This is a genomic window from Bacillus sp. S4 (assembly GCF_040838205.1).
Lineage (GTDB): Bacteria > Bacillota > Bacilli > Bacillales > Bacillaceae_G > Bacillus_A > Bacillus_A cereus_U.
This window is the reverse complement of the sequence record NZ_JBFPJI010000029.1, coordinates 1-24608: the sequence shown is the minus strand read 5'-3', so window position 1 is coordinate 24608 and position 24608 is coordinate 1. Positions and strand designations below refer to the sequence as shown.

The window sequence follows — 24608 nt, the reverse complement described above, 5'->3', positions numbered from 1 at the left end:
AGAAGTCTCCTTCCTCAAGCGTGTGAAGGACGATAGCAAAGCGGTAGGTGGGAGATGATTTTTGGTTTGGCGTAGCCAAAAAATTATTTTTCCTATTTATTTCGCCTCTGCTATAATCAGTCTTATAAGAGGTAACGTTTGGTATGACAATGAAATGAGATAATCATGTAGTGTTCATGTTGTGTTATCACCGCCATAGATAAAGTAGAAATGTTTATGGGAAAGTGAGATGAACTGATATGACAAAGCATAATAAGGCGTACAAATTTCGTCTGTATCCTACAGAAAAACAAGCCTACCTGATACGTAAAACTTTCGGGTGTGTACGCTTTGTGTATAATAAAATGCTGGCTGAGCGGAAAGAAGTATACGAAACGTACAAAGAGAACAAAGAAGAACTAAAGAAACAAAAATTCCCTACGCCTGCAAAATACAAAGTAGAGTATGAATGGTTGAAAGAAGTCGATTCATTGGCATTGGCAAATGCTCAATTAAACTTGCAAACCGCGTATGAAAATTTTTTTAGTGGTCAACATGATTTTCCTACATTCAAAAGTAGAAAGAGTAGAAAATCTTATACAACGAATCGAGTAAACGGAAATATTATGTTATTTCATGGTTATATCAAATTACCGAAACTAAAAATGGTGCGACTGAAACAACATAGAGAGATACCACAAAACCATATCATTAAATCATGCACGATTTCGATGACACCAACCGGAAAGTATTATGTGTCTGTTTTGACTGAATATGAAAAGGAAATTGTTCAAAAAGAAGTAGAAAGTGTAGTTGGATTAGACTTCGCAATGGCTGAATTGTACGTGAGTAGCGAAGATGAGAAAGCCAATTATCCTCGCTTTTATCGTCAGATGCTGGACCGATTAGCAAAGGCACAACGAGTATTAGCAAGACGTGTACAAGGCTCAGTGCGTTGGAATAAACAACGCATCTGTGTAGCGAAGTTGCATGAAAAGGTCGCCAATCAACGTAAGAATTTCCTTCATCATAAGTCGAAAGAATTGGCTACGAATTTTGACGTTGTAGCAATCGAAGACTTACATATGAAAGGAATGTCACGAGCACTTCGCTTTGGTAAGAGTGTAGCGGATAACGGTTGGAGGATGTTCACGACATTTTTAGCATATAAGCTACAAGAACAAGGAAAACAGCTTGTGAAAATAGATAAATGGTTTCCTTCTACAAAGATGTGTAGTCGTTGTGGAAACAAAAAAGAAATGTCATTATCTGAACGCACGTATGAGTGTTCGTGTGGACTAACAATAAGTCGTGATTATAACGCAGCTATCAATATCAAAAAGGAAGCCATGCGGTTATTAGCATTGATATAAACCGTAAGAAATAACCTTTGGAACAAGGGAGTTAGCTCGGCTGTCTTAAGACAAATTCGTTAGCTATCAAAAGTAACGATGAACCGAGAAGCCCCCACTTCAAGTAAACTCGTAAGAGATACTAAGTGGTGGGTAGTTCACACCGTAATATGAATAATAAGGAGGAGATATACGTGGAGCAGAAGGAATTACGCTTACGGAAAGTGCAATATCTTATTTGTGACATTATGGATGAAATGAATATGGAGAGTGAAAAGAAGAACTTAGAAACATTGCAAAAGGTAATTGATCACCTTTCAGGGGCGATTGGGGATTTAGTAGATCCATCGAGTACGTATTCGTTGGACTATTTAGAGAGAAAAGTGCATACGGCTCATTATTTATTGTTTAAAAATGACCGGAAAGCGTATTTATGTAGAAAATAAAAAAGATTGGCTTTTATTTTTCTGTTCAATTGATAATCATTATCAATATGATAGTTATGATGGATAAATGAATATAAAAGGAAATGTCATATTGATAATGATTAAAAAAGATTTATTCATATATTTGTTGTTGATGGTGAAAGGGAATAGTTAGGGATATTTGTATAAGCCCCCGAAGCGATAAAGTGAAATTCCAAGTTGACACATATGAATTACGGAATTAAAATGAAAAGAAATCAAACAGAATACAATAGAAGCTCATCAGAGAAACTGAAGGCGCACAACGTTCACTTTTGTGAATAGATTGTGTGCCTTTTTCTATTGTACAAACTAAGGGGGCTTTATATATGAAACAGTGGGGTAAGACAGCGCTTATGAAAAGTACAGGTGTCTTATTGTCAGCATTTGTTCTTTTGTCAGGGTGTGGCTCGGCAACATCTACTAGTAATTCTGAAGGAGGCGGGGATAAGAAGACAGTTGAACTTTTAAATGTTTCATATGACCCGACGCGTGAGTTGTATCAAGATTTCAATAAAGACTTTGCGAAGTATTGGAAAGAGAAGCATGGTCAAACAGTAAATGTAAAGCAATCACACGGGGGATCTGGAAGTCAGGCACGCTCCGTTATTGACGGTTTAGAAGCAGACGTTGTAACACTAGCGCTCGCTTATGATATTGACGCGATTAGTAAGAAGAAACAACTAGCAGAAGATTGGCAGAAGCGACTTGCGGATAATTCTACTCCGTATACATCAACGATTGTATTTCTTGTGAGAAAAGGAAACCCGAAAGGAATTAAAGACTGGGATGATTTAACGAAAAAAGGTGTGTCTGTCATTACACCGAATCCAAAAACATCTGGAGGAGCACGGTGGAACTATTTAGGGGCGTGGGGATACGCACTGAAGAAATATAACAATAGTGAAGATAAAGCGAAAGAGTTTGTCGGCCAAATTTATAAAAACGTAGAAGTGCTTGATTCTGGTGCACGCGGGGCAACGACGACTTTCGTTGAAAAAGGAATTGGTGACGTGTTAATTGCTTGGGAAAATGAAGCATTATTATCACAAAAAGAACTTGGAAAAGATAAATTTGAAATTGTAACGCCTTCGATTAGTATACTTGCAGAACCGCCAGTAGCTGTTGTAGATAAAGTCGTTGATAAAAAAGGAACGAAAAAAGTAGCAGAAGGGTATCTTGAATATTTGTATTCAGAAAAAGGGCAAGAAATTGCGGCGAAAAACTTTTATCGACCTCGTAACGAGAAAGTAGCGGAAAAGTACGCGTCACAATTTCCGAAAGTTCAATTATTTACAGTAGATGAACTATTTGGAGGATGGAAAAAAGCACAGGAAAAGCATTTTAATGATGGCGGCGTATTCGATCAAATGTATAAAAAATAAGGGGGGATGAGGTGACGTTATATGAGGAAGAAGCGTGTCTTACCAGGGTTTGGATTATCGCTTGGATTTACAATGCTGTATATGAGTTTATTCGTACTTATACCACTTTCTATCGTATTTATTCAAACTTCGCAGCTAGGCTGGAAGAAGTTCGCACAAGTTATAACGAGTGAGCGCGTGTTGCATTCCTATCAAGTAAGTTTCACAACTTCACTTGCAGCGGCAATCGTAAATGCCATTTTCGGTTTATTAATTGCCTGGGTACTCGTTCGCTACACATTTCCAGGGAAACGGTTATTAGACGGATTAATCGATTTACCATTCGCTCTTCCAACTGCTGTAGCTGGTATTACACTTACGACGCTATATGCGGAAAACGGCTGGGTTGGAAAAATATTTAGTGTGTTTCATATAAAAGTAGCTTTTACCCAGCTAGGAATTATTATTGCACTGACGTTTATTGGCTTACCATTTGTCGTCCGAATGGTGCAACCAGTACTACAAAGTATTGATAAAGAAGTAGAAGAAGCAGCTTCTAGCTTAGGGGCGTCGCGCTTCCAAATATTTGTGAAAATCATTTTGCCCGAAATATTTCCGGCTCTACTTGCTGGTTTTTCACTCGCCTTTGCGCGGGCATTAGGGGAATATGGATCTGTCGTGTTCATTGCTGGTAATATGCCAATGAAAACAGAAATCGCACCGCTTATGATTATGACGAAACTAGAACAATATGATTACGCAGGCGCAACAGCGGTAGCGGCTGTGATGCTTATCATTTCTCTTCTTTTCCTACTACTTATTAATATGATTCAAACTTGGAGTAGAAGGCACGAACTGAAAAGCGAATAGGAGGGGAGAAAATGGAACCAACATTATTAGAAAAGAAAATAGTAAAAAGCATGTCGGCTAAAAAAGAATCTAAGTTTGTACCAATTCTATTCATTACGATAACAATTTTATTTTTATCTCTCTTTCTATTACTGCCGCTCGTGACAATTTTTATGAAAGCATTTGAACGAGGCGCTGATGTATATATTGCCGCTGTAACAGATCAAGAAGCATTTTCAGCAATCAGGTTAACGCTTCTCGTTGCTTTAATCGTTGTGCCGCTTAATACGATATTCGGAATAGCGGCAGCTTGGCTTATTACGAAGTTTCAGTTTAAAGGAAAGCAAGTATTATTATCTCTTATTGAACTGCCGTTTGCTGTATCACCAGTCATTGCAGGATTGGTATTTGTTTTACTTTTTACACCGAGGGCAGCTCTTGGCGGTTGGTTACTGGAACACGGGATAAAACTTATTTTCTCTGTTCCAGGTATTATCATTGCGACGATATTTGTAACGTTCCCGTTCGTTGCGCGTGAATTAATCCCGGTTATGCAGGCGCAAGGGAAGAGTGAAGAAGAGGCGGCTCTATCACTTGGCGCAAGCGGCTGGAAAATGTTTTGGCGCGTCACATTACCAAATATAAAATGGGGTCTATTATACGGCATGATTTTATGTAATGCCCGCGCCATTGGTGAGTTCGGCGCCGTTTCCGTTGTGTCTGGTCACGTGCGCGGCATGACAAATACGATGCCTCTTCATATTGAAATTTTGTACAATGAATATCAATTTTCAGCAGCGTTCGCTGTGGCGACTTTAATGTCACTTATCGCAGTTGTTACGCTCGTTATAAAAAACTGGATTGAATGGAGAATGGAAAAACGACAATAAGGGGTGAGTGCGGTGAGTATTCAAATTCAAAATGTATCAAAACAATATGGTACATTTCAAGCGCTGGCAGACATTCATTTGGATATTCCAAAAGGTGAACTGGTCGCTTTATTAGGCCCATCAGGTTCTGGGAAAACGACGTTATTACGAATTATTGCAGGGCTAGAAGAAGCGGATGGAGGTTCCATTTCATTTGAGGGGGAAGATTTAACAGATATTCATGTGAAAAATCGGCAAGTTGGTTTCGTCTTCCAGCATTATGCACTTTTTAAACATATGAACGTGTTTGAAAATGTCGCTTTCGGTTTAAAAGTAAGAAAGAAAAGTGTAAGACCTTCAGCAGAGGCAATAGAAGAAAAAGTAATAGAACTATTGAAACTAGTAAAAATGGATGGTTTCGCAAAACGATACCCAGCGCAATTATCTGGCGGACAACGACAGCGTATCGCACTAGCCCGGGCACTTGCAGTCGAACCGAAAATTTTATTACTTGATGAACCGTTCGGTGCACTTGATGCGAAAGTGCGGAAAGAATTACGAAGATGGCTCCGGAAACTACATGACGAATTTCAAATTACGAGCGTATTCGTAACGCATGACCAAGAAGAAGCGTTAGACGTTGCGGACCGCATCGTTGTAATGAATGAAGGACGCATTGAACAAATGGGAACGCCGGAAGAAGTGTATGAAAATCCAGCAAGCCCGTTCGTGTACGACTTTTTAGGAAACGTAAACTTATTTCATGGCCGCGTCCATAAAGGTAAGCTAAATGTAGGATCGGTGGAACTAGAAGCACCAGAGCATAAGCACGTTTCAAACGTAGACGGAGTGGGATACGTAAGACCACATCATCTATCAATCGATCGTACGAAACAAAGTATAGATGCCATCCCGGCGAAAGTAACATACTCACATGCAGTTGGCCCTGTCGTATATGTAGAATTGAGACGCGAAGGAACAGATGAGTATTTAGAAGCAGAAATTAGTAAAGAACAGTTTAGACAGCTAGGCATTCAAACGGGTGAGTTTGTATACGTACATCCGAGAGAAGTGAAGGTGTTTATTCCGGAGGATTTTGTGATTTAATAGTGGAATGCCGTACCTATACGAGTATTTGTAGGTGCGGCTTTTCTTTGTTTGCGTGAATGTTATATTTTTATATATTCCTCCTCATCAACTCCCCAACCTGCGTCGCAACATACGCAATATCACTATCAATTTCTTCTAACACGTAAGATTCCAAAATCCCCATTACAGCGGTCCCTAAAAATTTTAAAACGATGTGTTTATCAATGTTTTTATTGTGAAGATTGAAGTGCTTAATATTTACGTTAAACGTGCATAACAAGATATAATAGAAGAAATCAATAAGGAGGCTAGCAGTGAAAAATTTTCGTTATCTCAATATATTCACTATTTTAATTGTATACACACTACTTATGTTTTACATTGGCTGGAACGGCTGGGTTTGGCTCAGTACGGTATTTGGCTGGGAATCTTGGGGATATTACGCTTTCATAGTCGGATTTATTTCATATGCGTATATTCTCGTGCAAGTGTTTAAATTCCTTCCTTTCCTGCGAACTGTCGGTTCAATTTGGTTTGCGGTTATACAATATGCGCTCATGTTATTGCCATTAGCCGATATTGCAGTCTTCTTTTTACAGTTTTCTATAGAGAAAGACACGGCAATTATTTGGACAGGGGCAGTCACTTTACTCGTATTTTTCTTTATCTTCGCATACGGGGTATTTAATGCGTATAGCCCGGTTGTAAGAAAGTATGATGTACATATACCGAAAAAAGTAGAAGGACGTAAAAGTTTACGTATTGCGATGGCTTCGGATATGCATTTCGGTAAATTGTCTGGTGTTGCGCATTTAAAGAGACTTGTCCATCATGTAAATGAAATGGAGCCCGATATTATTTTACTGCCTGGTGATATTATCGACGATCATCCAGGTGTGTTCATTCAAAAAAATATGGGACCAATCATGAAACAGATGAAAGCTCCATTAGGCGTATATGGTGTGTTAGGAAACCATGAATATTACGGCCGAGCTGTTCCTGAGTTTTTACAAGAGATGGATAAGATTGATATTCGTATTCTTTTAGATGAAGTCATTACAATTGAAGATGATTTTTATCTCGTTGGAAGAAGAGATAAAACAGAGCGTGATCGTCAAAGTTTTGAAAATCTAATGAGTACGGTAGATAAATCGCTTCCTGTTATCGCAATGGATCACCAACCATTTGAATTAAAACAAGCAGCGGATGCCGGCGTCGATTTACTATTATCCGGTCACACGCACCGCGGACAAATGGCGCCGAATCATATTGTGACGAGAAGAATGTACGAACTAGACTGGGGATACGTACAAAAAGGTGCATTCCACGCCATTGTTTCTTCTGGATTTGGATTCTGGGGACCACCGCTTAGACTTGGAAGTAGATCTGAGATTGTGCAGGTGGAAGTTACGTTTGAATAGGTATGTGAAATAGAGAGCTGAGTGCTCTCTATTTTTTAATTTAAAGGCACAAAATATTCGAGTGAAGTTCTTTATTTACTCTCTGAAAAAAGAGATACTATAAGAAGACTCTGCTTGAAAAGGGGGATTATAAGTGATCATATCAGATATCATATACGGTGAATTTGAAGTAGATAAAGTGTTAGAAGAATTAATTTTAAGTAAACATGTGCAAAGGCTGAAAGGGGTTCATCAGGCCGGAGCAAGTTACTTAATGAATGAGAAATGGAATGTAACGCGCTTTGACCATTCAGTTGGTGCTATGTTGTTAATTAAAAAACTTGGTGGTTCAGTAGAAGAACAGATTGCTGGTTTACTGCATGATGTATCGCACACTGCTTTTTCTCATGTGATTGATTACGTTTTTGATAACGAAAATGAAAGTTATCATGAAGAAATATTTAGCTCTGTCGTTAAAAACTCGGAAATCCCGGCGATTCTTTCAAAACATGGTTATAACTATGAAGATATTTTATTAGATGATTCGAAGTGGACGTTACTTGAAAGATCCGCACCAGAATTATGTGCAGACCGAGTGGATTATACATTGAGAGATATGTATACATATGGATATATTTCTTTAGAAGAAGCTCAAAATTTTTTAGATGATTTAATCGAAGTTAATGGGAGAATGGTTCTTCAAAATATTGAAATTGCAGAATGGTTTACGAAGGCGTATTACAAAGAAGTAATCGATTTCTTTATGAAACCAATTAATATTTACGGAAATGATATGTTAGCTAAAACGTTAAAGTTAGCTCTTCATAAAAAGGTTATTCATGCAGATGATTTTCTTCTTGAAGATCATGAGCTTATATCGAAATTGCAACTATGTAAAGATCAAGAGGTAGATGCTTTATTAAGAAAAGTTCACCCAAGTATAGAAGTAAAAGAAGATAGAAATGAGTATGATCTACATCAGAAAAATAAAGTGCGTCTCATTGACCCGCCATTACTTCGTGAAGGAAAAATCGTTCAGTCGTCTGTCGTATCAGAAAAAATAAGACAGATGAGCGATATCGCTTATGAAAAATCGGTAAGAGGAATGTATGTGAAAGTGATTTCTAATTAATGCAGAGGTTACCTTGAAAGTAGTTATTACTAGTAAGGAAACCTTTTATTTTTAATAAAAACAACTACATACAATAAATGGAAGGTAGTATAATTTAACTTATAAGGAGGTGAGCAAGTGATCTTCTCAATTATTCTATATTTCTTCTTCCCCATAACTTTAATCGCAACGATAATCCTTTCTAAAAAATCACATCAGAAAAAAATCATTTCATTTATTCCAGCAATTATTTCAGTTGTATTAGCTACCAGTTGTTATTCTCTTTTTCTATATAATAACGGAATGGGAGAATTTATGACGGCAATTTTATTAATCGGTATTACACTAGCGAATGTAGCATTAATGTTCCTTATTAAAATTTTGAAAATTACTGTTTTCAGTTAGTAGCAAATGAAAAAAGAAGTAGCACATCATTTTTTAATGTGCTACTTCTTTTTCAGTATCAATCAAACCAATTCCAAACCTCAATATCTCCAAGAGTCGCATAACGTACGTGAGGGGAGTTTTGTAATTTTAATAACTCTTTTGACGGTCCAGTAATGACAATACCGTATACTTTTGCGCCGTTATCTTTTACATATTTATAACGTTTATCTAAGTTTAGTTCGCTTTCAGGAAGCATAGCAACTGTACTTACAGTTTTTTTCTGTGTAGAAAGAATACGCATCATTTCAATTACTTTATCCTCTTGTGTTTTCAGTTTTTCTGTTTCATCATCAAGGAATCCTATATGTTCTGGAAATCCTATAAAGTCGCTGCTAGATAGGATGAAATCTTCTTCATTTATTCTTTCTTGTCCTGTGTCTAAAGCGTACCATACAGGAGTTGGTGGCATTTCTTGTGCTTCAAATACACTATATAAAAGTGGCTCTAATTCTTGTAAAGTGTAAGCTTTGTCAAAAGAAATTGCTACTTCTGCAACTGTTCCCTCATGTACCTTTGCAAGGGTATCCCAAACCTTTTTAGATGCTTCTTTTAAATAATCACCTTGTTTTATTTTTGGGTGAACAAAGTGGATGTTCGGTTGATAGTGCATATTCACCCAAGATTGATTTGTGATATTTAAAGAAGATAAGAAGCTGCTCGTTTCTATTGTACCGAGTGGCATTTCTTTTTTACCAATCGTTTTTACTAAATCAAATTGGCTGTTTGTTCGAAAGAAAGCTTCTACACTTGTTCCGCCCCCCATAACGCGGCTATTTGGGATAGTTGCTTCAAGTGCAAGAGAGGGAACATCTCTTATTTCTTTTAGCCTTTTATCATTATTAGCTTGAAAATAAAAGGCAGACAATACTCCGCCGATCATATATATAACGATACAAATTGCTAGTATAAAACCAAGCGTTTGTAAACGATGTTTCCACTTAATCCTCCAAAAAGGAACTTTAAGATCTTTTGGTGGTAACTTTTTCTTAACGGGTTCTGTTTTTATTAATAATGCATCCAAATGCACTTCACACTCTTCACATGTCTCAATATGACTTTCTAATTTTTCTTGTTCGTCATGTGTGAGTGTTCCGTTTTCATATTTCTCCCACAGTTTTTTAAACTCTGCACAGCCCATCTGCATCACTCCTTTATGATTTTTGCTTCTTTTCGTCCTCGGTGTAATTCAATTTTCACCTTTGCTAACGAGAGACCGGTCATTTCTGCTATTTCCTTATAGGAGAATCCGTAGTAATCTCGTAGTAGCAATACATTTCGTCTTTCTAGCGGAAGAGAGGATATACTTTGTAACCAACTAGTAATCTCATGTTTTACGAAATAAGAGTGCTCTGTACTTGGCACGTTTGGTAAATGGAATTCTTCGATTTTGGTTGTTTTATATTTCTTTTCTTTTCGGTACCAATCGATAAAGGCGTTGTAGGCAATTGTAAATAACCATGGCCTAATTTCTGCTCCTTTATAATAGTCAATATGGACGAGCATTCGGTAAAAAGTTTCTTGCATGAGATCTTCAGCATGGTGGGGATCTCCGGTTAGGGAGAGAAGATAGCGAAATAAATCATGCATGTGCTCTGAGTAAATGTCTTCTAATGATTGACTTTGTTTCACTACATTTCCCTCCCTTCATACATAACAACGAAATACATATAAAAAAGTTACAATTTTTTATGAAATTATAGTAAAAAACGTCAAGAATTGGATGGGATTCTCTTTTATCATAATACATATAAGGCGGGTGAACAGAGTTGGAAAGCTATGAAACTCAAATTCAAAGGGCAATTGATTATATTGAAGAAGATGTAATGGAAAAGCAAAAGCTACGTAATTTAGCTCGCATTGCATGTTTTTCTGAATCGCATTTTCATCGTGTATTTCAGGCGTTAGTAGGCGATACAGTAATGGAGTATGTTCGGAAGAGGAGGTTAGCCCGGGCAGCTTATCAACTTTCTCATACGGATGAAAAAATTATTGATGTCGCATTTGAGCATGGCTTTCAATCTCACGAGACGTTCACGAGAGCCTTTAAAAAATTATTTCAAATGACACCAAGTGAATATCGAAAACAAGAAATTGAAACACCAATGTATTATAGAGTGAATGTAAAACAAAGAAAATTAAATCCATATTTAGGGGGCATACAAATGGAATATCGTATTGTAAATAAACCAGAATTTTTAATGGCGGGTTATGAGCTGAAGACGACAAGTAAAGAAGGGAAAAATCATCAAGATATCCCTGCCTTTTGGCAAGAGTATTTACAAAAGGATCTTGGAACGACGATTCCAAATCGTAAAGATACGAGCCAATGGGTAGAGCTTGGATTATGTACCGATTTTAATTTAGAAACAGGAGACTTCACTTATATTATTGGAATGGAAGTTACAGATTTTGAAAATGTACCAAATGCGATTGCCAAGCGTACATTCCCATCTGCAACGTATGCAGTATTTACAACGCCAAAAGTTCCTCATGAAGAAATGGTATCGTCTATTCACCAAACGTGGAATGCAGTATTCACAGAATGGTTCCCGCATTCAGGATATGAACATTGCGGAGTTACAGAGTTTGAACAATACGATGAGCGTTGCCATGCAGATAAGAGTGAGTTCGCTCAAGTTGAGCTTTGGATACCGGTGAAGAAAAAGTAATAGATTAAGAGCGAGTCATTGAGAGATGGTTCGCTTTTTTTATAAAAGGGAAATGTATTTGTTAATAGTTTTATTTTTAATTTGTATAGTAGGGGAAGAAGACTGTTATTGTCAGTTTTTGTCGGTAAGTCGATATATATTGAAAATCGCTGATATATTTAGAAAATCGTCGATATAATTTCATTTACCAACAAATTAACCGGAAAAGAGAAAATAAAAGACACTCAATATAAGTTTATTCACCGAATAATTACCAAAAACAGAAAAGGCGCCATATAGCACCTTTTCCTACGAACTAAACGGAAACACAAGTATAATCGTCGTTCCTTTTCCAAGTTCACTATCAATGGAAATCGTTCCGTTATGAGCAAGAACGAGCTGTTTTGTAATGGCGAGGCCAAGGCCAGTTCCAATGTTGCTTTCTTCTGTATTCGTTCCTCTGTAATATCGCTCGAATAGAAGCCCCTTCGTTTTATCGTCCATACCTTTTCCATCATCTGAAATAGATAGTGTAAATGAATTTGTATTTTGCGAAAGTTTTACGATTACGTTTGTTGTTTCATTATTATGTTTTACAGCGTTTGCTAATAAGTTTTCGATAATACGTTGGAACCATTTTTCTTCAATAAAATATTGGATTTTGCTTGAACTTGGCACGAATTCAATGTTTTGATTTTGTAGTGTCGGGTTATTAATAAATTGTAATAATACTTTTTGGACGAACTGATTAATTTCAACATTTACGTGTTGTGCAGGAAGAGTATCATTTTTTAATTGATATGTTAAGCTTAAGTCGTCAATTAATGTAGTCATATATTGAGATTTTTCTTTCATTACATGGCCAAATTGTTGAATGTCTTGATCAGTCCAATTATATTGCTTCGATTCTAGTAATAATGCATAGCCGTATATAGAGCTAAGCGGTGTTTTTAAATCGTGTGTGAGACCAGTAATCCATTCTTCACGTGTTTGCTGCAGTACTTGCCTCATCGCATCATTTTTTTTGAGTGTTATAGAAAGGTGCTCTAGTGAACTAGTAACATCTCTAAATAAGCGAAATGACCATTTTTCTTTACCGGATCGCCTGAATCGAACTGGTTTTCCTTTTTTACTAACAGGTTCTTCATATTTTCCACCAGCGATATTTTTAAGCCAACGCATCGCGTGTAGTAACGGTTTCCCAAACTTATTTCCGTACCAAATAGATAGAATGACTAAATAAACAAAGACGATAAGAAGGATTAATCCGCATCCGATTAGAAACTTCTTAGTAAATACATCCTCAATTTCGTCATCTGGGTAGTAGCGTTCATTTTTTGCTGTAATGACGAGAAGCTGACCACTATTTGCATCGTAAAAGCTAGACGTGTTTTCTTTATGATTCCACGGTTCTTTTTCGTTAAGAGCAGTCTGTATTGTTGAAAGTGTTTTTTTCTTTCCAGTTGGATAGGAAAAAACCTCTTCGCCATTATGATTAAATATTTGCAGTGTTGCTTTTTCTTTAGAGAGTAACTGTTTTTCTTGTTCCGTTAATGTGAATGAATCTGTAGATACAGAAGGGTGTTCTTTCTGAATTGTTTTTAATAATGCATTACTTTTTAACATACCGCCGTAAATAACAAGTACGTTCTTTTCTTCTACTTCAATTTCCCAATATGTAAATGTATAAGGGCTTTCTATATGATTCTGTATATGTGCGAGTAAAGATGTTTTTGTATAAGAAGTTGGGACATCACTTGGTGTATTAAATTGATAGAGAACTTTTCCGTTTTCTTCTACAATCTGAATCCAATCATTTTTCTCTTTAATTAAATCTTTTACTTCCGTTTTTAACGTAATATCGCCATCCTCTGAAGAGATATATCTTGAAATTGTAAAACTATCAGAATCCGGAATATTAGGTTCGTATGAAATGCTAGTAACAAGAAAAATTAAATAAGTGAAAGCAGCGACTACAGCAATAAGTAATGTAACTAAAACAAAAACGTGTTGCAGTATAAATTGGATGATAAGCCGTTTATTAAAATTCATATCGTCACCCTACTTTGTAACGAACTTATAGCCAAGTCCACGAACCGTTTTGATGTACAATGGATTACTTGGATTTTGTTCAATTTTTTCACGTAGTTTTCGAATGTGAACCATAACAGTATTGTCATCGCCATTATAGGCTGGTGCTCCCCAAACTTTTTCGTATATTTCTTCTTTCGAAAATACGTAGTTCGGATTCTCGCAAAAGAAGAGTAGTAGTTGAAACAGTTGAGCGGAACATTCGACAACGTTCCCATCTACTGTTAGTTCCGCAGAATGTTGATCAATTTCAAATCTCCCAAATGAAATGGAGTGTGCGTTTTGTTCGTGTGGTACTGTTTGTTTCATATGTCTTCGAAGTTGTGCTTTCATACGAGCTACGACCTCTAATGGATTAAATGGCTTCGTAATATAATCATCTGCACCGTATGAAAATCCAGATATTTTATCTAAATCAGATGCCTTCGCTGATAGGAAGAAAATCGGACAATCTGTTTGTTGGCGAATAATCGGACAAATATCAAAACCAGATTGTCCAGGAAGCATGACATCTAAAATAATTAAATCGTAATTGTTTTTTTCGGTGAGAGATAAAGCTAATTCAGCTGATGTTGCAGTTGTAATATGAGAAAAACCTTCTTTTTCAAGAATGGTAGTTAGTAGTTGTAAAATTGCTGTTTCATCATCGATGAGTAATATATGTGCTTGATACATAAGAATCCCCCTTAATTTCCTCGAATATCATATCATCTTTTTGTAACATATGGAATTTTTAAGGAAAATTTAAGGTTTTCTTTCACAAAAAATTAAGAATCAAATGATATGATAAAAGTAACATAGGGGAGGAGATGAGTGTGAATCCGTTTCAAACGATGCGAGCTAGATATTTTTTAATTGTATTTGCACTATTAATTTTAGTAGCGAGAAGTAGTGGGGAATTGTTAGAAAGTACATTTCATATACAAAATTCTTCTTTTATAAATATACTTATATTTTATATCCTTCCGATTGCATGGATTTTTTATGAGTATAGAAAGCACCGTGTTTCATTTTCATTATTTGTTAATAAAAATGAAACATTTAACTTGGTGCAAGTTTTGTACATCGCGATTATGCTTTGTATGTTTAGTTACGGCTATCTTATTTTGTACATGTACAGCTTTGCATGGATTACACCAGATTTTATTATGAATGCCTTGCATGAACCGATTATAGATAGTACCGGGGGATATGTATATCAATTTATTATGGTTGTATTTATCGCGCCTATTATTGGGGAATTTGTTTTTCGTGGATTTTTACTTCAGCGCTTTGCTGCAAAATGGGGAACGAGTATAGCGATGATTGCAGTGGCACTTTTATTTGCGATATTACATGTCGATTTTCTCGGTGCCGCCGTATTTAGTATCGTATTATCAATCGTATATATTCGTACGAAAAGTTTACTCATGCCAATTGCGATACACATGTTAAACAATACATTTGTACTTTGTGCATCTTTCCTAGTAAGTAGAGAAAAAATCATGAGTTTTGCAGATTTCTCAAACTATACGACGTTCTTTCCAGGACTTATTATTTTTATAACGGGATTAAACTTAGTACTCATCTTTTTATTTGTTAACCGCAAATATTGGAGTAAAGAAATGCCAGCTATATATGTAGAGCAGGAAAAAATCTTTTCAGACGTAGTGGGGAATAAATGAGATGAAGAAGACGATTGAAAAAATATTGAAAGACATTATAGATTCTACGTCTATTACAGATATGTGTGATAGAAACGTTTGCCATTGGCTTCAACCTGTAGTAGATACGATTGTGTTTCCAGAGTACTACTTATTTTCTAGTACTCATTTAAAAGAAAATATTATTTCTCTTCTTATTGTGTTAGGGGTTTTACTAATATTTGGTCTAATTGTAGAAGAAATGATGAAGCGCATCTTCAGAAAAAATGAAGAGAAGTATATGTGGGTTCATAAAATATTCGTGAAAGTAATAGTGGCTTTCCTTTTGTTTTATAGTATGAAAACAATCATTTACTTTATAGCTTTGAAACATCATTAATTCGAAATTTGAAAGGGATGTATAAAATTATATGAATGAAACAATATCTTCAAATAAGTTTTTTTATTTGATTGTACTGAGTTTAGTATTGATTACGACAGTAAATGTTGTTCTTCGCTGGGAGGAAGCTTACTTTTTTATGTATTTAGCGCTCCATTTATTAGGCATTTTATGCATAACGGGCGGAGTAGTTGCTGAGAAAAAGCATGAAGAAAGTATAAATTACATGTGTGTGATTGGTCTTATTTTACTTTTAACTGTACAAGGTATTATGAAATATAGTTCTTTTTCTTTGCAAGATTTTAGTTTGTTAATAGATGTACTTCCTTAAGGCGGACTATTATAACGACGCTATTTTTTAAGGACTATGAATATATACGATATATAAAAGGCGCTTGTTTGTAAGTACATTTCTTATACTAGATTATGAGCCGAAGAAAATATTTGAAAATAGGTGAAACTCTTCTTGTAATAGAAGAGTTTTTTTATGTAAATTGAACGGGCTAGAACAATTCTCACGATTAGCTTGTTCTAATTTAGCATGTACGAACTTACAATAATAATAGACAGGCAGCATAGAGGAGGGAATAGCGTGAGGAAAGTTATTGGGTGGTCGCTTTTTTTGTACGTTGGGTTTGCGTTATTTATATATTGGTATTTATATGGATGGAATCATGAACTCATTCCGGAGATGTATAAAGGAACGAGTGCAGATCCAGAAACTTTTATGAATGCGAAAGAGCTTACGCTAAGCCAAGATTATTCGCGCGTGAAAAATTTACTTTTCTTTTTAGCGACGCCTCTTGAATGGATTATTTTATTGTTTGTACTCGTGCTCGGTATTTCAAAAAAGTTTGAGAAATGGTCGAAGGAAACGACTAAAATAAGTGTTTTACAAGTTGCGATTTATTTCTTTTATTTATCATTACTAACAACAGTTCTTGCATTACCGATGCAATGGATTGGGCGTAAAGTGTCCGTTGATTACGGCATTTCAACGCAAAGTACACAAAGCTGGATAAAAGATCATGTCATCGGTTTTTGGGAGAGTTATGCGACTATGTTAATCGTAGTTGCGGTTCTTTTGTGGCTTATCCGTAAATTCCCGAAGAGATGGTGGTTAGCAGGATGGGCGCTCTCTGTACCATTTACAATCTTTTTAACATTCATACAGCCTGTCGTTATTGATCCGCTTTATAACGACTTCTCGACGCTGAAAAATAAAGAATTAGAAACAAAAATCTTAACGATAGCAGACAAAGCGGACATTCCTGCTAAACACGTATATGAAGTAAATATGTCAGAAAAAACGAATGCCTTAAATGCGTACGTAACAGGAATTGGCCCTAACGCCCGTATTGTAATGTGGGATACGACGCTTAAGCAATTAAAAGATAAAGAGATTTTATTTATAATGGCTCATGAAATGGGACATTACGTAATGAAACATATATATTGGGGCGTTGCGAGCTATGTCTTGCTATCGTTTATAGGTATGTATGTAATTAGTCGTATTATAAATATGTGTATTCGAAAATGGGGAGATACACTGCAAATTCCAAAATTAGCGTGTTTCTCAATTTTACCTTTATTTTTCTTAATTTCCTCTTTATTATCTTTTGCATCACAACCAGCAACAAACTACGTTTCTCGTATAGAAGAACGAGCGGCAGATCAATATGCTTTAGATATGACGAAAGATGGGAAATCAGGTGTGAAAACATTTCAATATTTATCAAAAACAAGTTTAAGCCAAGTGAATCCGCCTGCGTTAGTGAAATTTTTCTTATACACACATCCGCCAATTTTTGAAAGAATTCATACGTTTGAACAATATGAAAAACAGAAGAAGCAGTAGTGTACTGCTTCTTTTTATTATGGAATATTCGAGTTTTGGAAGATTATAGTGTATAATTCGTAGAATATTCAGTGAAAAGTTTAGGAGGTTAATATTTTGTTTCATTCAAAATCAATGCCGGCAATAAAAATGATACTATCGATGTCTATTTTCGGATCGATTGGATTTTTTTCAGTACAAACAGGTTTACCTTCCTTTGAATTAGTGTTTATTCGCTGTATTTGTGCGACTTTATTTTTAGCATTATGTTGGTTCGTAACAGGGCAATATAAAAATGAGAAATGGAACAAAAAAGAAACCATACAAATATTAGCTTGTGGTGTATTTCTCGTTTTTAACTGGGTATTTTTATTTAAAGCATTTGAAGTCATGTCGATTACAATTGCGATTTCTGTCTATCATCTTGCTCCAATCATCGTATTAATGATTGGCAGTATCGTATTTAAAGAGAGGCTAACAGTATTTGCGGTTATATCGATCGTTATTTGTTTTATCGGTACAGTTTTAGTAGCTGGTGTAGATGGAAGTGTGTCGTTAGAAAAGCTAATGTCATCTGGAATGGTGTGGGCACTTCTTGCAGCTTTATTTTATGCTTTTACAACGTTGCTAGGAAAAGGAATTAAGCATACGAGTGCATATGCGATGACATTTGTACAAACATTTTTAGGTATATTTTTATTATTACCATTTATAGATTTCGGGAAATTTCAAGGATTAACAGAGATGAACTGGATGATGATTACAGCGACAGGTCTTATACATACTGGGTTTGTATATTACTTATTTTTTGACAGTTTAAGAGATTTATCGACGAGACTTATTTCTATATTAGTATTTTTAGATCCTGCGGTTGCAATACTATTAGATACAGTCTTTACCGGATTTAGACCGACTAGTATGCAAATAGTAGGGATTGTGCTTATATTCGTAGGGATGGCAATAACTTTTCGCAAGGGAACAGAGAAGGAACTATCGGTGAAGGAAAGTGCTATTTCTTAACAATAGAGAATGAGTGTAGAGGATATCTTTGCTTCATATAGAATTGAAAAAGACGCAAATATATATTATTTGCGTCTTTTTGTGGCAATAAAGTGAAATTTAAAAATGCGAAGGAGTTCACAAAGAGATTGTAGAATATTTTATTATATAACACCTAAGATGTGACAACTTCCTTTTGAAAAAGAAAGAAGGAGGTATAAAGCAGAAAGGTAGTCAAAATGTTTCTTTTAGAAGATGTGCATTTTATCTTACATTCACCAACAAATTAGTACTCCTGAAACAATGAAGTTCAATGCTTCGTATTATCTATTATTTTTCTATTTAACATACAATAGAAATAGGGAGAGAGGACAATGAAGAAAAAAATATTGGGTGTAATGATGATTGTGACAATGGTAGGAGGTATATTTGCAGGAACGAATGTGGCGCCTGTAAAAGCGGAAGAGTATCCGGAAATGATTGTATTTGATGATGTTCCATACGGATTTTGGGCATATGATGCTATTTTAGATTTAGCTTATAATAAAATTATAGTTGGGTATGGAAATGGAAAGTATGGTGTTGGAGATCTTACAACACGTGAGCAAGTAGCTGGGGTTATTTACAAAACACTTGAAATGAAAGAAGAAGGGGCAGTAGCAAATCCATACAAAGATATTTCTGAAAGTTCAACTAATTTTCAAAAGGAAATTTTAGCGTTAACAAAACGTGGTGTTTTTAAAGGTGATGAAAACGGGAACTTTAGACCGAAAGCAACAATTTCTCGAGCTGAAATGGCAGTAGTACTTCAAAAAGCATTTACTTTCGAAGCAAAACAAAAGCAGACATTTAAAGATGTACCAAAAGGTCATTGGGCAGAAGAGGCAATTAGTGCACTGCAATCTAATCAGGTTGTTACAGGAACTGGAAAAGGTATGTATGAATTAAATGGCTTCGTGCCTAGAGAACAATATGCTCAGTTTATAAACAATGCGCTTATTAATTATCATTTGAAAGAGGATTGGAAATAGAGTGAGAAAGCACAAATAGAAATATTTGTGCTTTTTTTGTTCGTTTACAAAAGAATTATTATACGTTTTTGTGTATGTTTATCACTGTACATAAGCTTGATAATCAACCTCGTAAAAAAGAAATGATGTGTAATATGATTCACAAAACTGTCACGAAATATGTCGAAAATCATGTTGTCACTATACCATTTGTTCTGTATATTTTTTTAAAAACATATACATATTAGGGAGATAATTTGATGAGCAAAAAATTATTAAAAACAGCTACAGCATTAACAATTATGGGTGGGGTATTATTCTCAGCAGAGAGTAATAATGTAAAAGCGGAAAGTGCACCGCTACAAAATACAAATACAATTGTATTTAAAGATGTACCAATAGGACATTGGTCATATGAGGCGATTCATAATTTAGCGGCACAAGAAATTATTTTTGGATATGGAGATGGGGTGTTCGGTTTTGGGGATGATGTAACACGTGAGCAAGTGGCAGCTTTAATTTATCGTGTGTTTGATATAGAAGAACAAGATGAATATGAGAACCCATATGGGGATATCGATGAAAATTCGACAGACTTTATCGAGGAAATATTAGCTTTAACAGAAATGGAAATTTTCATGGGGGATGAGCATGGAAACTTTAGACCGAAAGCGACGTTAACGCGTGCGGAAATGGCACAAGTTCTTACGAATGCTTTTGACTTACAGGCAAAGGGATCTCATACTTTTAATGATGTTTCAGCAGATTCATGGGCAAAAAATGCAATTAGTGCAATAAAAACAAATGATATTACAGTGGGAATCGGAGAAAATAAATTTGGTCCGTCCATGAAAGTAACAAGAGAACAATACGCACAGTTTTTATATAAAGCAATGTTGAATGATATGACACAGCAATAAAAAAAATACGTAAAGGCCGTTGTTGTATAACAGCGGCCTTTTTTGCGTGAAATAAAGTGCAAAAGAAAGGAGTTGTAAAAAAATCATTAAATTTTCAAAAAAAACTTCCTTTTCTGAAGATTTGTTATATAATATAAAACATAAAATCAAATCTGTTATAAGACAGTTTAAGAAGGGGATGCTAATATGTCGACGCAAACTTCACGGGTTACACTCGTTGGAGAAATGTTACCAGCGTACAACGAAATATTGACACCTGAGGCGCTTAGTTTTTTAAAGGAATTACATGAAAATTTCAATGAACGCCGCACGGAACTTTTACAAAAGCGTGTGGAGAAACAAAAAAGAATTGATGCAGGGGAGTTTCCTAAGTTTTTAGAAGAAACAAAGCATATACGTGAAGGGGATTGGACAATCGCTGAGCTTCCGAAAGATTTAGAGGATCGCCGCGTGGAGATTACTGGGCCGGTGGATAGAAAGATGGTCATTAACGCTTTAAATTCAGGAGCACATCTTTTTATGGCAGACTTTGAAGATTCAAATGCACCAACTTGGAGAAATGCTGTCGAAGGTCAAATTAACTTACGAGATGCGAGTAAGGGAACGATTTCACATGAAAATGAAAACGGAAAAGAATATCGTTTAAATAGTAAAACAGCTGTATTAATTGTGCGTCCGAGAGGGTGGCATTTAGAAGAAAAACATATGCAAGTTGACGGCAAGAACATGTCTGGCAGTTTAGTAGATTTTGGCTTGTACTTTTTCCATAATGCGAAGGTGCTTTTAGCAAAAGGAAGTGGCCCGTACTTTTACTTACCGAAAATGGAAAGTTACTTAGAGGCAAGATTATGGAATGATGTTTTCGTATTTGCTCAAAAGTATATCGGCATTCCGAATGGAACGATTAAAGCGACTGTGTTAATAGAAACGATTCACGCTTCATTTGAAATGGATGAAATTCTGTATGAACTAAGAGATCATTCTGCTGGTTTAAACTGCGGGCGATGGGATTATATATTTAGTTTCTTAAAGAGTTTCCGTAATCATAATACTTTTTTACTTCCGGATAGAGCGCAAGTCACGATGACAGCGCCGTTTATGCGCGCGTATTCTTTGAAAGTTATTCAAACGTGTCATCGTCGTAACGCGCCAGCAATCGGAGGAATGGCAGCGCAAATTCCAATTAAAAATGATCCAGAAGCAAATGAGGCGGCTTTCGAGAAAGTGCGTGCTGATAAGGAGCGCGAAGCTTTAGACGGTCATGACGGGACTTGGGTTGCCCACCCGGGACTTGTACCGGTTGCAATGGAAGTATTTAATCACATAATGAAAACGCCAAATCAAATTTTTAGAAAGCGTGAAGAAATACGTGTAACAGAAAAGGATTTATTAGAAGTACCGATGGGAACGATTACAGAAGGTGGTCTTCGCACAAATATTAATGTCGGTATTCAATATATTGCATCTTGGTTAAGCGGGAGAGGAGCAGCTCCTATTTATAACTTAATGGAAGATGCGGCAACAGCGGAAATATCAAGAGCACAAGTATGGCAGTGGATTCGTCATGAGGGCGGGAAGCTAAGTGATGGCCGTAATATCACTTTTAAATTGATGGAAGAATTGAAAGAAGAAGAACTAGCAAAAATAGAAAGTGAGATTGGTAAGGAAGCGTTTAAGAAAGGGAGATTTGAAGAAGCTACAAAACTGTTTACAAACCTTGTTCGTAATAACGAGTTCATGCCGTTTTTAACATTACCTGGTTATGAAATTTTATAAGAAACAAGAAAAGGGGATGGAACATATGAAAAACGAAAGAATTGATAAATTGCAGGAAAGCTGGGAATTAGATACGCGCTGGAAAGGAATCACACGTCCATATACGGCTGAAGATGTAATTCGTCTGCGTGGATCGATTGATATTGAACATACGTTAGCGCGCTGCGGTGCAGAGAAGCTTTGGAAATCACTTCATACCGAAGATTATATTAATGCACTTGGGGCATTAACAGGAAACCAAGCGATGCAACAAGTGAAGGCTGGATTAAAAGCAATTTATTTAAGCGGTTGGCAAGTAGCGGCAGATGCGAATCTTTCTGGACATATGTATCCTGATCAAAGCTTATACCCAGCGAACAGTGTGCCGGCTGTTGTAAAACGAATTAACCAAACACTTCAACGTGCTGATCAAATTCAGCATATGGAAGGAAGCGGTGATAAAGATTATTTCGTACCGATTGTGGCAGATGCTGAAGCTGGTTTTGGTGGACAGTTAAACGTATTTGAACTAATGAAAGGGATGATTGAAGCGGGTGCATCTGGCGTGCACTTTGAAGACCAATTATCTTCAGAGAAAAAATGCGGGCATTTAGGCGGAAAAGTATTATTACCGACACAAACAGCGGTGCGTAATTTAATTTCGGCACGTCTTGCTGCTGATGTAATGGGTGTACCAACAATTATCGTCGCAAGAACAGATGCAGATGCTGCAGATTTAATTACGAGCGATATCGATCCAGTTGATCAAGAGTTTATTACAGGTAAAAGAACGCCAGAAGGGTTTTATCGTACGAAAGCAGGTCTTGATCAAGCAATTGCACGTGGTTTAGCGTATGCGCCGTATGCAGATCTCGTTTGGTGTGAAACGTCGGAGCCAAATTTAGAAGATGCAAAACGCTTTGCGGACGCAATTCATAAGAAATATCCAGGGAAGCTACTCGCTTACAACTGTTCCCCTTCATTTAACTGGAAACAAAAGTTAGATGAAAAAACGATTGCAAGCTTCCAAAAAGAAATTGCATCATACGGTTATAAATTCCAGTTCGTAACGCTTGCTGGATTCCATTCATTAAATTACGGCATGTTTGAATTAGCGCGTGGTTATAAAGAGCGCGGTATGGCAGCGTACTCTGAATTACAACAAGCAGAGTTCGCAGCAGAAAAAGATGGTTACTCTGCAACGCGCCATCAACGCGAAGTAGGAACAGGATACTTTGATGAAGTAGCACAAGTAATTACGGGCGGTACTTCATCAACGACTGCTTTAAAAGGATCTACGGAAGAAGAACAGTTTACGAAATAAAGGTATAAGTAGGTGCCCCCAAAATATTTTTGGGGCACCTTTCTTATTTATTATTACGTCGCTGACATTGTTAAACTTTGTCGGAAAGTTGATGGAATTTTATTTGTCGTCGTATTATGGGACGTTCACTTCTATTTAAAATATTCAATCCAATATAGTGAATATACCAATAATAGCAGTAAAAAGAAGGAATGCGAATAATGCTAGACAGCCCCATTTGACACTCCCACCCCTAAAGGGGCAAGCTGACTAACGTCAGTGGGATTCTTGCTACCAAAGGCGAAGTCCATTTCTGGTATCGCTGACGTGCAAGATTGCGGTGTGCCATCACCACTCCCACAACAGACCATATAGGTTCGTGGGCTACGGTACTGTGACCATACCGTACAGATTGTTGGTTCTCAAATGTTTTTACGTCTTTTGCATGACGACTTAATACATTTTACGGAGTAGAAGAATTTGCTACCCCAACCTCATATGTATTCTGTTTTCAGAGAACAGTCGTTTTAGAGTCTTTTGCATGACTATAAATAAAGTATACCATGTTTTGCTATGCAAAAACGATGCGTTCATCCCACGTCTAAAGACGGACTAAAGTCCTGCGTGGGCTTTCCCGCATCATAAATTCTGTAAATAGTTTGTCTTTCCATGCTTCTTCATAATCATCAATTAGTTCTTCTACCACTTTTTTCTGCAATGGCTGTAAAGGATGTTCGGTGTATAGTCCTGTAATAATGTTATGATTTCCTTTGAATTTTAAAGCACGTACAATATGATAAGAGTCGTTTCCCATCGATTGTTCAAATTGTAGACATGCCGCGTGCATAACATCTGTTTTCTCTTTTTCAAGATACCAATACCGTCCAGCCATTTCTGGGTATTGTAATGTAAAGTAAATATCACCGAGCTTTTTTCTAAGTGCTAATTCATTCGGATAAGTAGCGATTAATCCGTGTAATCTATCTCTTGCTTTTCCAAGGTTATTATTTTCAATATCTTTTTCAATTCTCTTTAATGTTTTTTCAGGGATTATTTCTGTCATATACTCCTCCTTATTAGAATAGGTGTGGTTATCTTG

The 24608-nt window shown here is 36.3% G+C and carries 24 protein-coding genes and 1 pseudogene; 19 read left to right on the top strand and 6 right to left on the bottom strand.

Features of this window, described 5'->3' with window-relative positions; all coding sequences use genetic code 11:
* Positions 1–239: 239 nt before the first annotated feature.
* The 6 genes from AB3X48_RS06335 to AB3X48_RS06310 all read left to right on the top strand — a co-directional run bounded on the left by AB3X48_RS06335 (position 240) and on the right by AB3X48_RS06310 (position 5984).
* Positions 240–1352: an RNA-guided endonuclease TnpB family protein gene (locus AB3X48_RS06335; RefSeq protein ID WP_199714901.1), complete on the top strand. Its 1113-nt coding sequence runs from the start codon at positions 240–242 to the stop codon at positions 1350–1352.
* 173 nt (positions 1353–1525) lie between these two features.
* Positions 1526–1777 (top strand): hypothetical protein, encoded by a 252-nt coding sequence (locus AB3X48_RS06330; protein WP_002149996.1) that lies wholly within the window; start codon positions 1526–1528, stop codon positions 1775–1777.
* Between the two features lie 347 nt (positions 1778–2124).
* A complete protein-coding gene (locus AB3X48_RS06325) occupies positions 2125–3180 on the top strand; it encodes a sulfate ABC transporter substrate-binding protein (RefSeq protein ID WP_002158956.1) in 1056 nt (351 codons plus the stop codon).
* 21 nt (positions 3181–3201) lie between these two features.
* Positions 3202–4029 carry a sulfate ABC transporter permease subunit CysT gene (cysT, locus tag AB3X48_RS06320; protein WP_070146300.1) on the top strand — a complete coding sequence of 276 codons (828 nt, stop codon included), beginning with the start codon at positions 3202–3204 and terminating at the stop codon, positions 4027–4029.
* 11 nt (positions 4030–4040) lie between these two features.
* The gene (gene cysW / locus AB3X48_RS06315; protein ID WP_367959078.1) at positions 4041–4898 is read left to right on the top strand and encodes a sulfate ABC transporter permease subunit CysW; all 858 of its coding nucleotides are present in this window, start codon (positions 4041–4043) and stop codon (positions 4896–4898) included.
* Between the two features lie 12 nt (positions 4899–4910).
* The gene (locus AB3X48_RS06310) at positions 4911–5984 is read left to right on the top strand and encodes a sulfate/molybdate ABC transporter ATP-binding protein (protein WP_016104128.1); all 1074 of its coding nucleotides are present in this window, start codon (positions 4911–4913) and stop codon (positions 5982–5984) included.
* Positions 5985–6054: 70 nt separating this feature from the next.
* Here the strand turns inward: AB3X48_RS06310 and AB3X48_RS06305 are convergent, their stop codons facing one another.
* Positions 6055–6246, bottom strand: coding sequence for a hypothetical protein (locus tag AB3X48_RS06305; protein WP_050567187.1), 192 nt, complete (start codon positions 6244–6246; stop codon positions 6055–6057).
* 34 nt (positions 6247–6280) lie between these two features.
* Between AB3X48_RS06305 and AB3X48_RS06300 the strand changes: the two genes are divergently transcribed.
* The 3 genes from AB3X48_RS06300 to AB3X48_RS06290 all read left to right on the top strand — a co-directional run bounded on the left by AB3X48_RS06300 (position 6281) and on the right by AB3X48_RS06290 (position 8882).
* A complete protein-coding gene (locus AB3X48_RS06300; RefSeq protein ID WP_016104130.1) occupies positions 6281–7387 on the top strand; it encodes a metallophosphoesterase in 1107 nt (368 codons plus the stop codon).
* A gap of 133 nt (positions 7388–7520) precedes the next feature.
* The gene (locus tag AB3X48_RS06295) at positions 7521–8498 is read left to right on the top strand and encodes an HD domain-containing protein (protein ID WP_016104131.1); all 978 of its coding nucleotides are present in this window, start codon (positions 7521–7523) and stop codon (positions 8496–8498) included.
* A 117-nt stretch (positions 8499–8615) separates the two neighbouring features.
* A complete protein-coding gene (locus tag AB3X48_RS06290) occupies positions 8616–8882 on the top strand; it encodes a hypothetical protein (protein WP_016104132.1) in 267 nt (88 codons plus the stop codon).
* A gap of 58 nt (positions 8883–8940) precedes the next feature.
* Here the strand turns inward: AB3X48_RS06290 and AB3X48_RS06285 are convergent, their stop codons facing one another.
* Both AB3X48_RS06285 and AB3X48_RS06280 read right to left on the bottom strand, forming a co-directional pair.
* Complete coding sequence (locus tag AB3X48_RS06285) at positions 8941–10062, bottom strand: anti-sigma factor (protein WP_367959074.1); 1122 nt, start codon at positions 10060–10062, stop codon at positions 8941–8943.
* Between the two features lie 5 nt (positions 10063–10067).
* Positions 10068–10553 (bottom strand): RNA polymerase sigma factor, encoded by a 486-nt coding sequence (locus AB3X48_RS06280; protein ID WP_016104134.1) that lies wholly within the window; start codon positions 10551–10553, stop codon positions 10068–10070.
* A gap of 137 nt (positions 10554–10690) precedes the next feature.
* Between AB3X48_RS06280 and AB3X48_RS06275 the strand changes: the two genes are divergently transcribed.
* Complete coding sequence (locus tag AB3X48_RS06275) at positions 10691–11593, top strand: AraC family transcriptional regulator (RefSeq protein ID WP_016104135.1); 903 nt, start codon at positions 10691–10693, stop codon at positions 11591–11593.
* A 288-nt stretch (positions 11594–11881) separates the two neighbouring features.
* Here the strand turns inward: AB3X48_RS06275 and AB3X48_RS06270 are convergent, their stop codons facing one another.
* Together AB3X48_RS06270 and AB3X48_RS06265 are read right to left on the bottom strand one after the other, a co-directional pair.
* A complete protein-coding gene (locus AB3X48_RS06270; RefSeq protein ID WP_016104136.1) occupies positions 11882–13624 on the bottom strand; it encodes an ATP-binding response regulator in 1743 nt (580 codons plus the stop codon).
* Positions 13625–13633: 9 nt separating this feature from the next.
* Positions 13634–14338: a response regulator transcription factor gene (locus AB3X48_RS06265; protein WP_016104137.1), complete on the bottom strand. Its 705-nt coding sequence runs from the start codon at positions 14336–14338 to the stop codon at positions 13634–13636.
* 140 nt (positions 14339–14478) lie between these two features.
* On the opposite strand from AB3X48_RS06265, the gene AB3X48_RS06260 reads away from it, so the two are divergent.
* The 9 genes from AB3X48_RS06260 to aceA all read left to right on the top strand — a co-directional run bounded on the left by AB3X48_RS06260 (position 14479) and on the right by aceA (position 23530).
* Positions 14479–15327, top strand: a complete 849-nt coding sequence (locus tag AB3X48_RS06260; protein ID WP_016104138.1) for a CPBP family intramembrane glutamic endopeptidase — start codon at positions 14479–14481, stop codon at positions 15325–15327.
* A gap of 1 nt (position 15328) precedes the next feature.
* Positions 15329–15685, top strand: a complete 357-nt coding sequence (locus tag AB3X48_RS06255; RefSeq protein ID WP_002011228.1) for a hypothetical protein — start codon at positions 15329–15331, stop codon at positions 15683–15685.
* Between the two features lie 31 nt (positions 15686–15716).
* Positions 15717–16016 carry a hypothetical protein gene (locus AB3X48_RS06250; RefSeq protein WP_016104139.1) on the top strand — a complete coding sequence of 100 codons (300 nt, stop codon included), beginning with the start codon at positions 15717–15719 and terminating at the stop codon, positions 16014–16016.
* Positions 16017–16277: 261 nt separating this feature from the next.
* Positions 16278–17543, top strand: a complete 1266-nt coding sequence (locus tag AB3X48_RS06245; protein ID WP_016104140.1) for a M48 family metallopeptidase — start codon at positions 16278–16280, stop codon at positions 17541–17543.
* A gap of 96 nt (positions 17544–17639) precedes the next feature.
* Complete coding sequence (locus AB3X48_RS06240) at positions 17640–18542, top strand: DMT family transporter (protein ID WP_016104141.1); 903 nt, start codon at positions 17640–17642, stop codon at positions 18540–18542.
* 353 nt (positions 18543–18895) lie between these two features.
* Positions 18896–19552, top strand: a complete 657-nt coding sequence (locus tag AB3X48_RS06235; protein ID WP_016104142.1) for an S-layer homology domain-containing protein — start codon at positions 18896–18898, stop codon at positions 19550–19552.
* A 239-nt stretch (positions 19553–19791) separates the two neighbouring features.
* Complete coding sequence (locus AB3X48_RS06230) at positions 19792–20451, top strand: S-layer homology domain-containing protein (RefSeq protein ID WP_016104143.1); 660 nt, start codon at positions 19792–19794, stop codon at positions 20449–20451.
* A 186-nt stretch (positions 20452–20637) separates the two neighbouring features.
* Positions 20638–22227, top strand: a complete 1590-nt coding sequence (gene aceB, locus AB3X48_RS06225) for a malate synthase A (RefSeq protein ID WP_016104144.1) — start codon at positions 20638–20640, stop codon at positions 22225–22227.
* Between the two features lie 25 nt (positions 22228–22252).
* Entirely contained in the window at positions 22253–23530 is a 1278-nt protein-coding gene (gene aceA, locus AB3X48_RS06220; protein WP_016104145.1) for an isocitrate lyase, read from the top strand.
* Between the two features lie 628 nt (positions 23531–24158).
* Here aceA and AB3X48_RS06210 read toward each other — a convergent pair.
* Positions 24159–24572: pseudogene (locus AB3X48_RS06210) on the bottom strand (DUF6584 family protein); the annotation flags it as partial.
* Positions 24573–24608 lie beyond the last annotated feature (36 nt).

Coding starts and splice junctions, on each gene's coding strand:
- cysW (WP_367959078.1), top strand. CDS start 4,041: ATGGAACCAACATTATTAGAAAAGAAAATAGTAAAAAGCATGTCGGCT.
- AB3X48_RS06265 (WP_016104137.1), bottom strand. CDS start 14,338: ATGTATCAAGCACATATATTACTCATCGATGATGAAACAGCAATTTTA.
- AB3X48_RS06250 (WP_016104139.1), top strand. CDS start 15,717: ATGAATGAAACAATATCTTCAAATAAGTTTTTTTATTTGATTGTACTG.
- AB3X48_RS06230 (WP_016104143.1), top strand. CDS start 19,792: ATGAGCAAAAAATTATTAAAAACAGCTACAGCATTAACAATTATGGGT.
- aceB (WP_016104144.1), top strand. CDS start 20,638: ATGTCGACGCAAACTTCACGGGTTACACTCGTTGGAGAAATGTTACCA.
- aceA (WP_016104145.1), top strand. CDS start 22,253: ATGAAAAACGAAAGAATTGATAAATTGCAGGAAAGCTGGGAATTAGAT.
- AB3X48_RS06255 (WP_002011228.1), top strand. CDS start 15,329: ATGAAGAAGACGATTGAAAAAATATTGAAAGACATTATAGATTCTACG.
- AB3X48_RS06285 (WP_367959074.1), bottom strand. CDS start 10,062: ATGGGCTGTGCAGAGTTTAAAAAACTGTGGGAGAAATATGAAAACGGA.
- AB3X48_RS06335 (WP_199714901.1), top strand. CDS start 240: ATGACAAAGCATAATAAGGCGTACAAATTTCGTCTGTATCCTACAGAA.
- AB3X48_RS06325 (WP_002158956.1), top strand. CDS start 2,125: ATGAAACAGTGGGGTAAGACAGCGCTTATGAAAAGTACAGGTGTCTTA.
- AB3X48_RS06270 (WP_016104136.1), bottom strand. CDS start 13,624: ATGAATTTTAATAAACGGCTTATCATCCAATTTATACTGCAACACGTT.
- AB3X48_RS06235 (WP_016104142.1), top strand. CDS start 18,896: ATGAAGAAAAAAATATTGGGTGTAATGATGATTGTGACAATGGTAGGA.
- cysT (WP_070146300.1), top strand. CDS start 3,202: ATGAGGAAGAAGCGTGTCTTACCAGGGTTTGGATTATCGCTTGGATTT.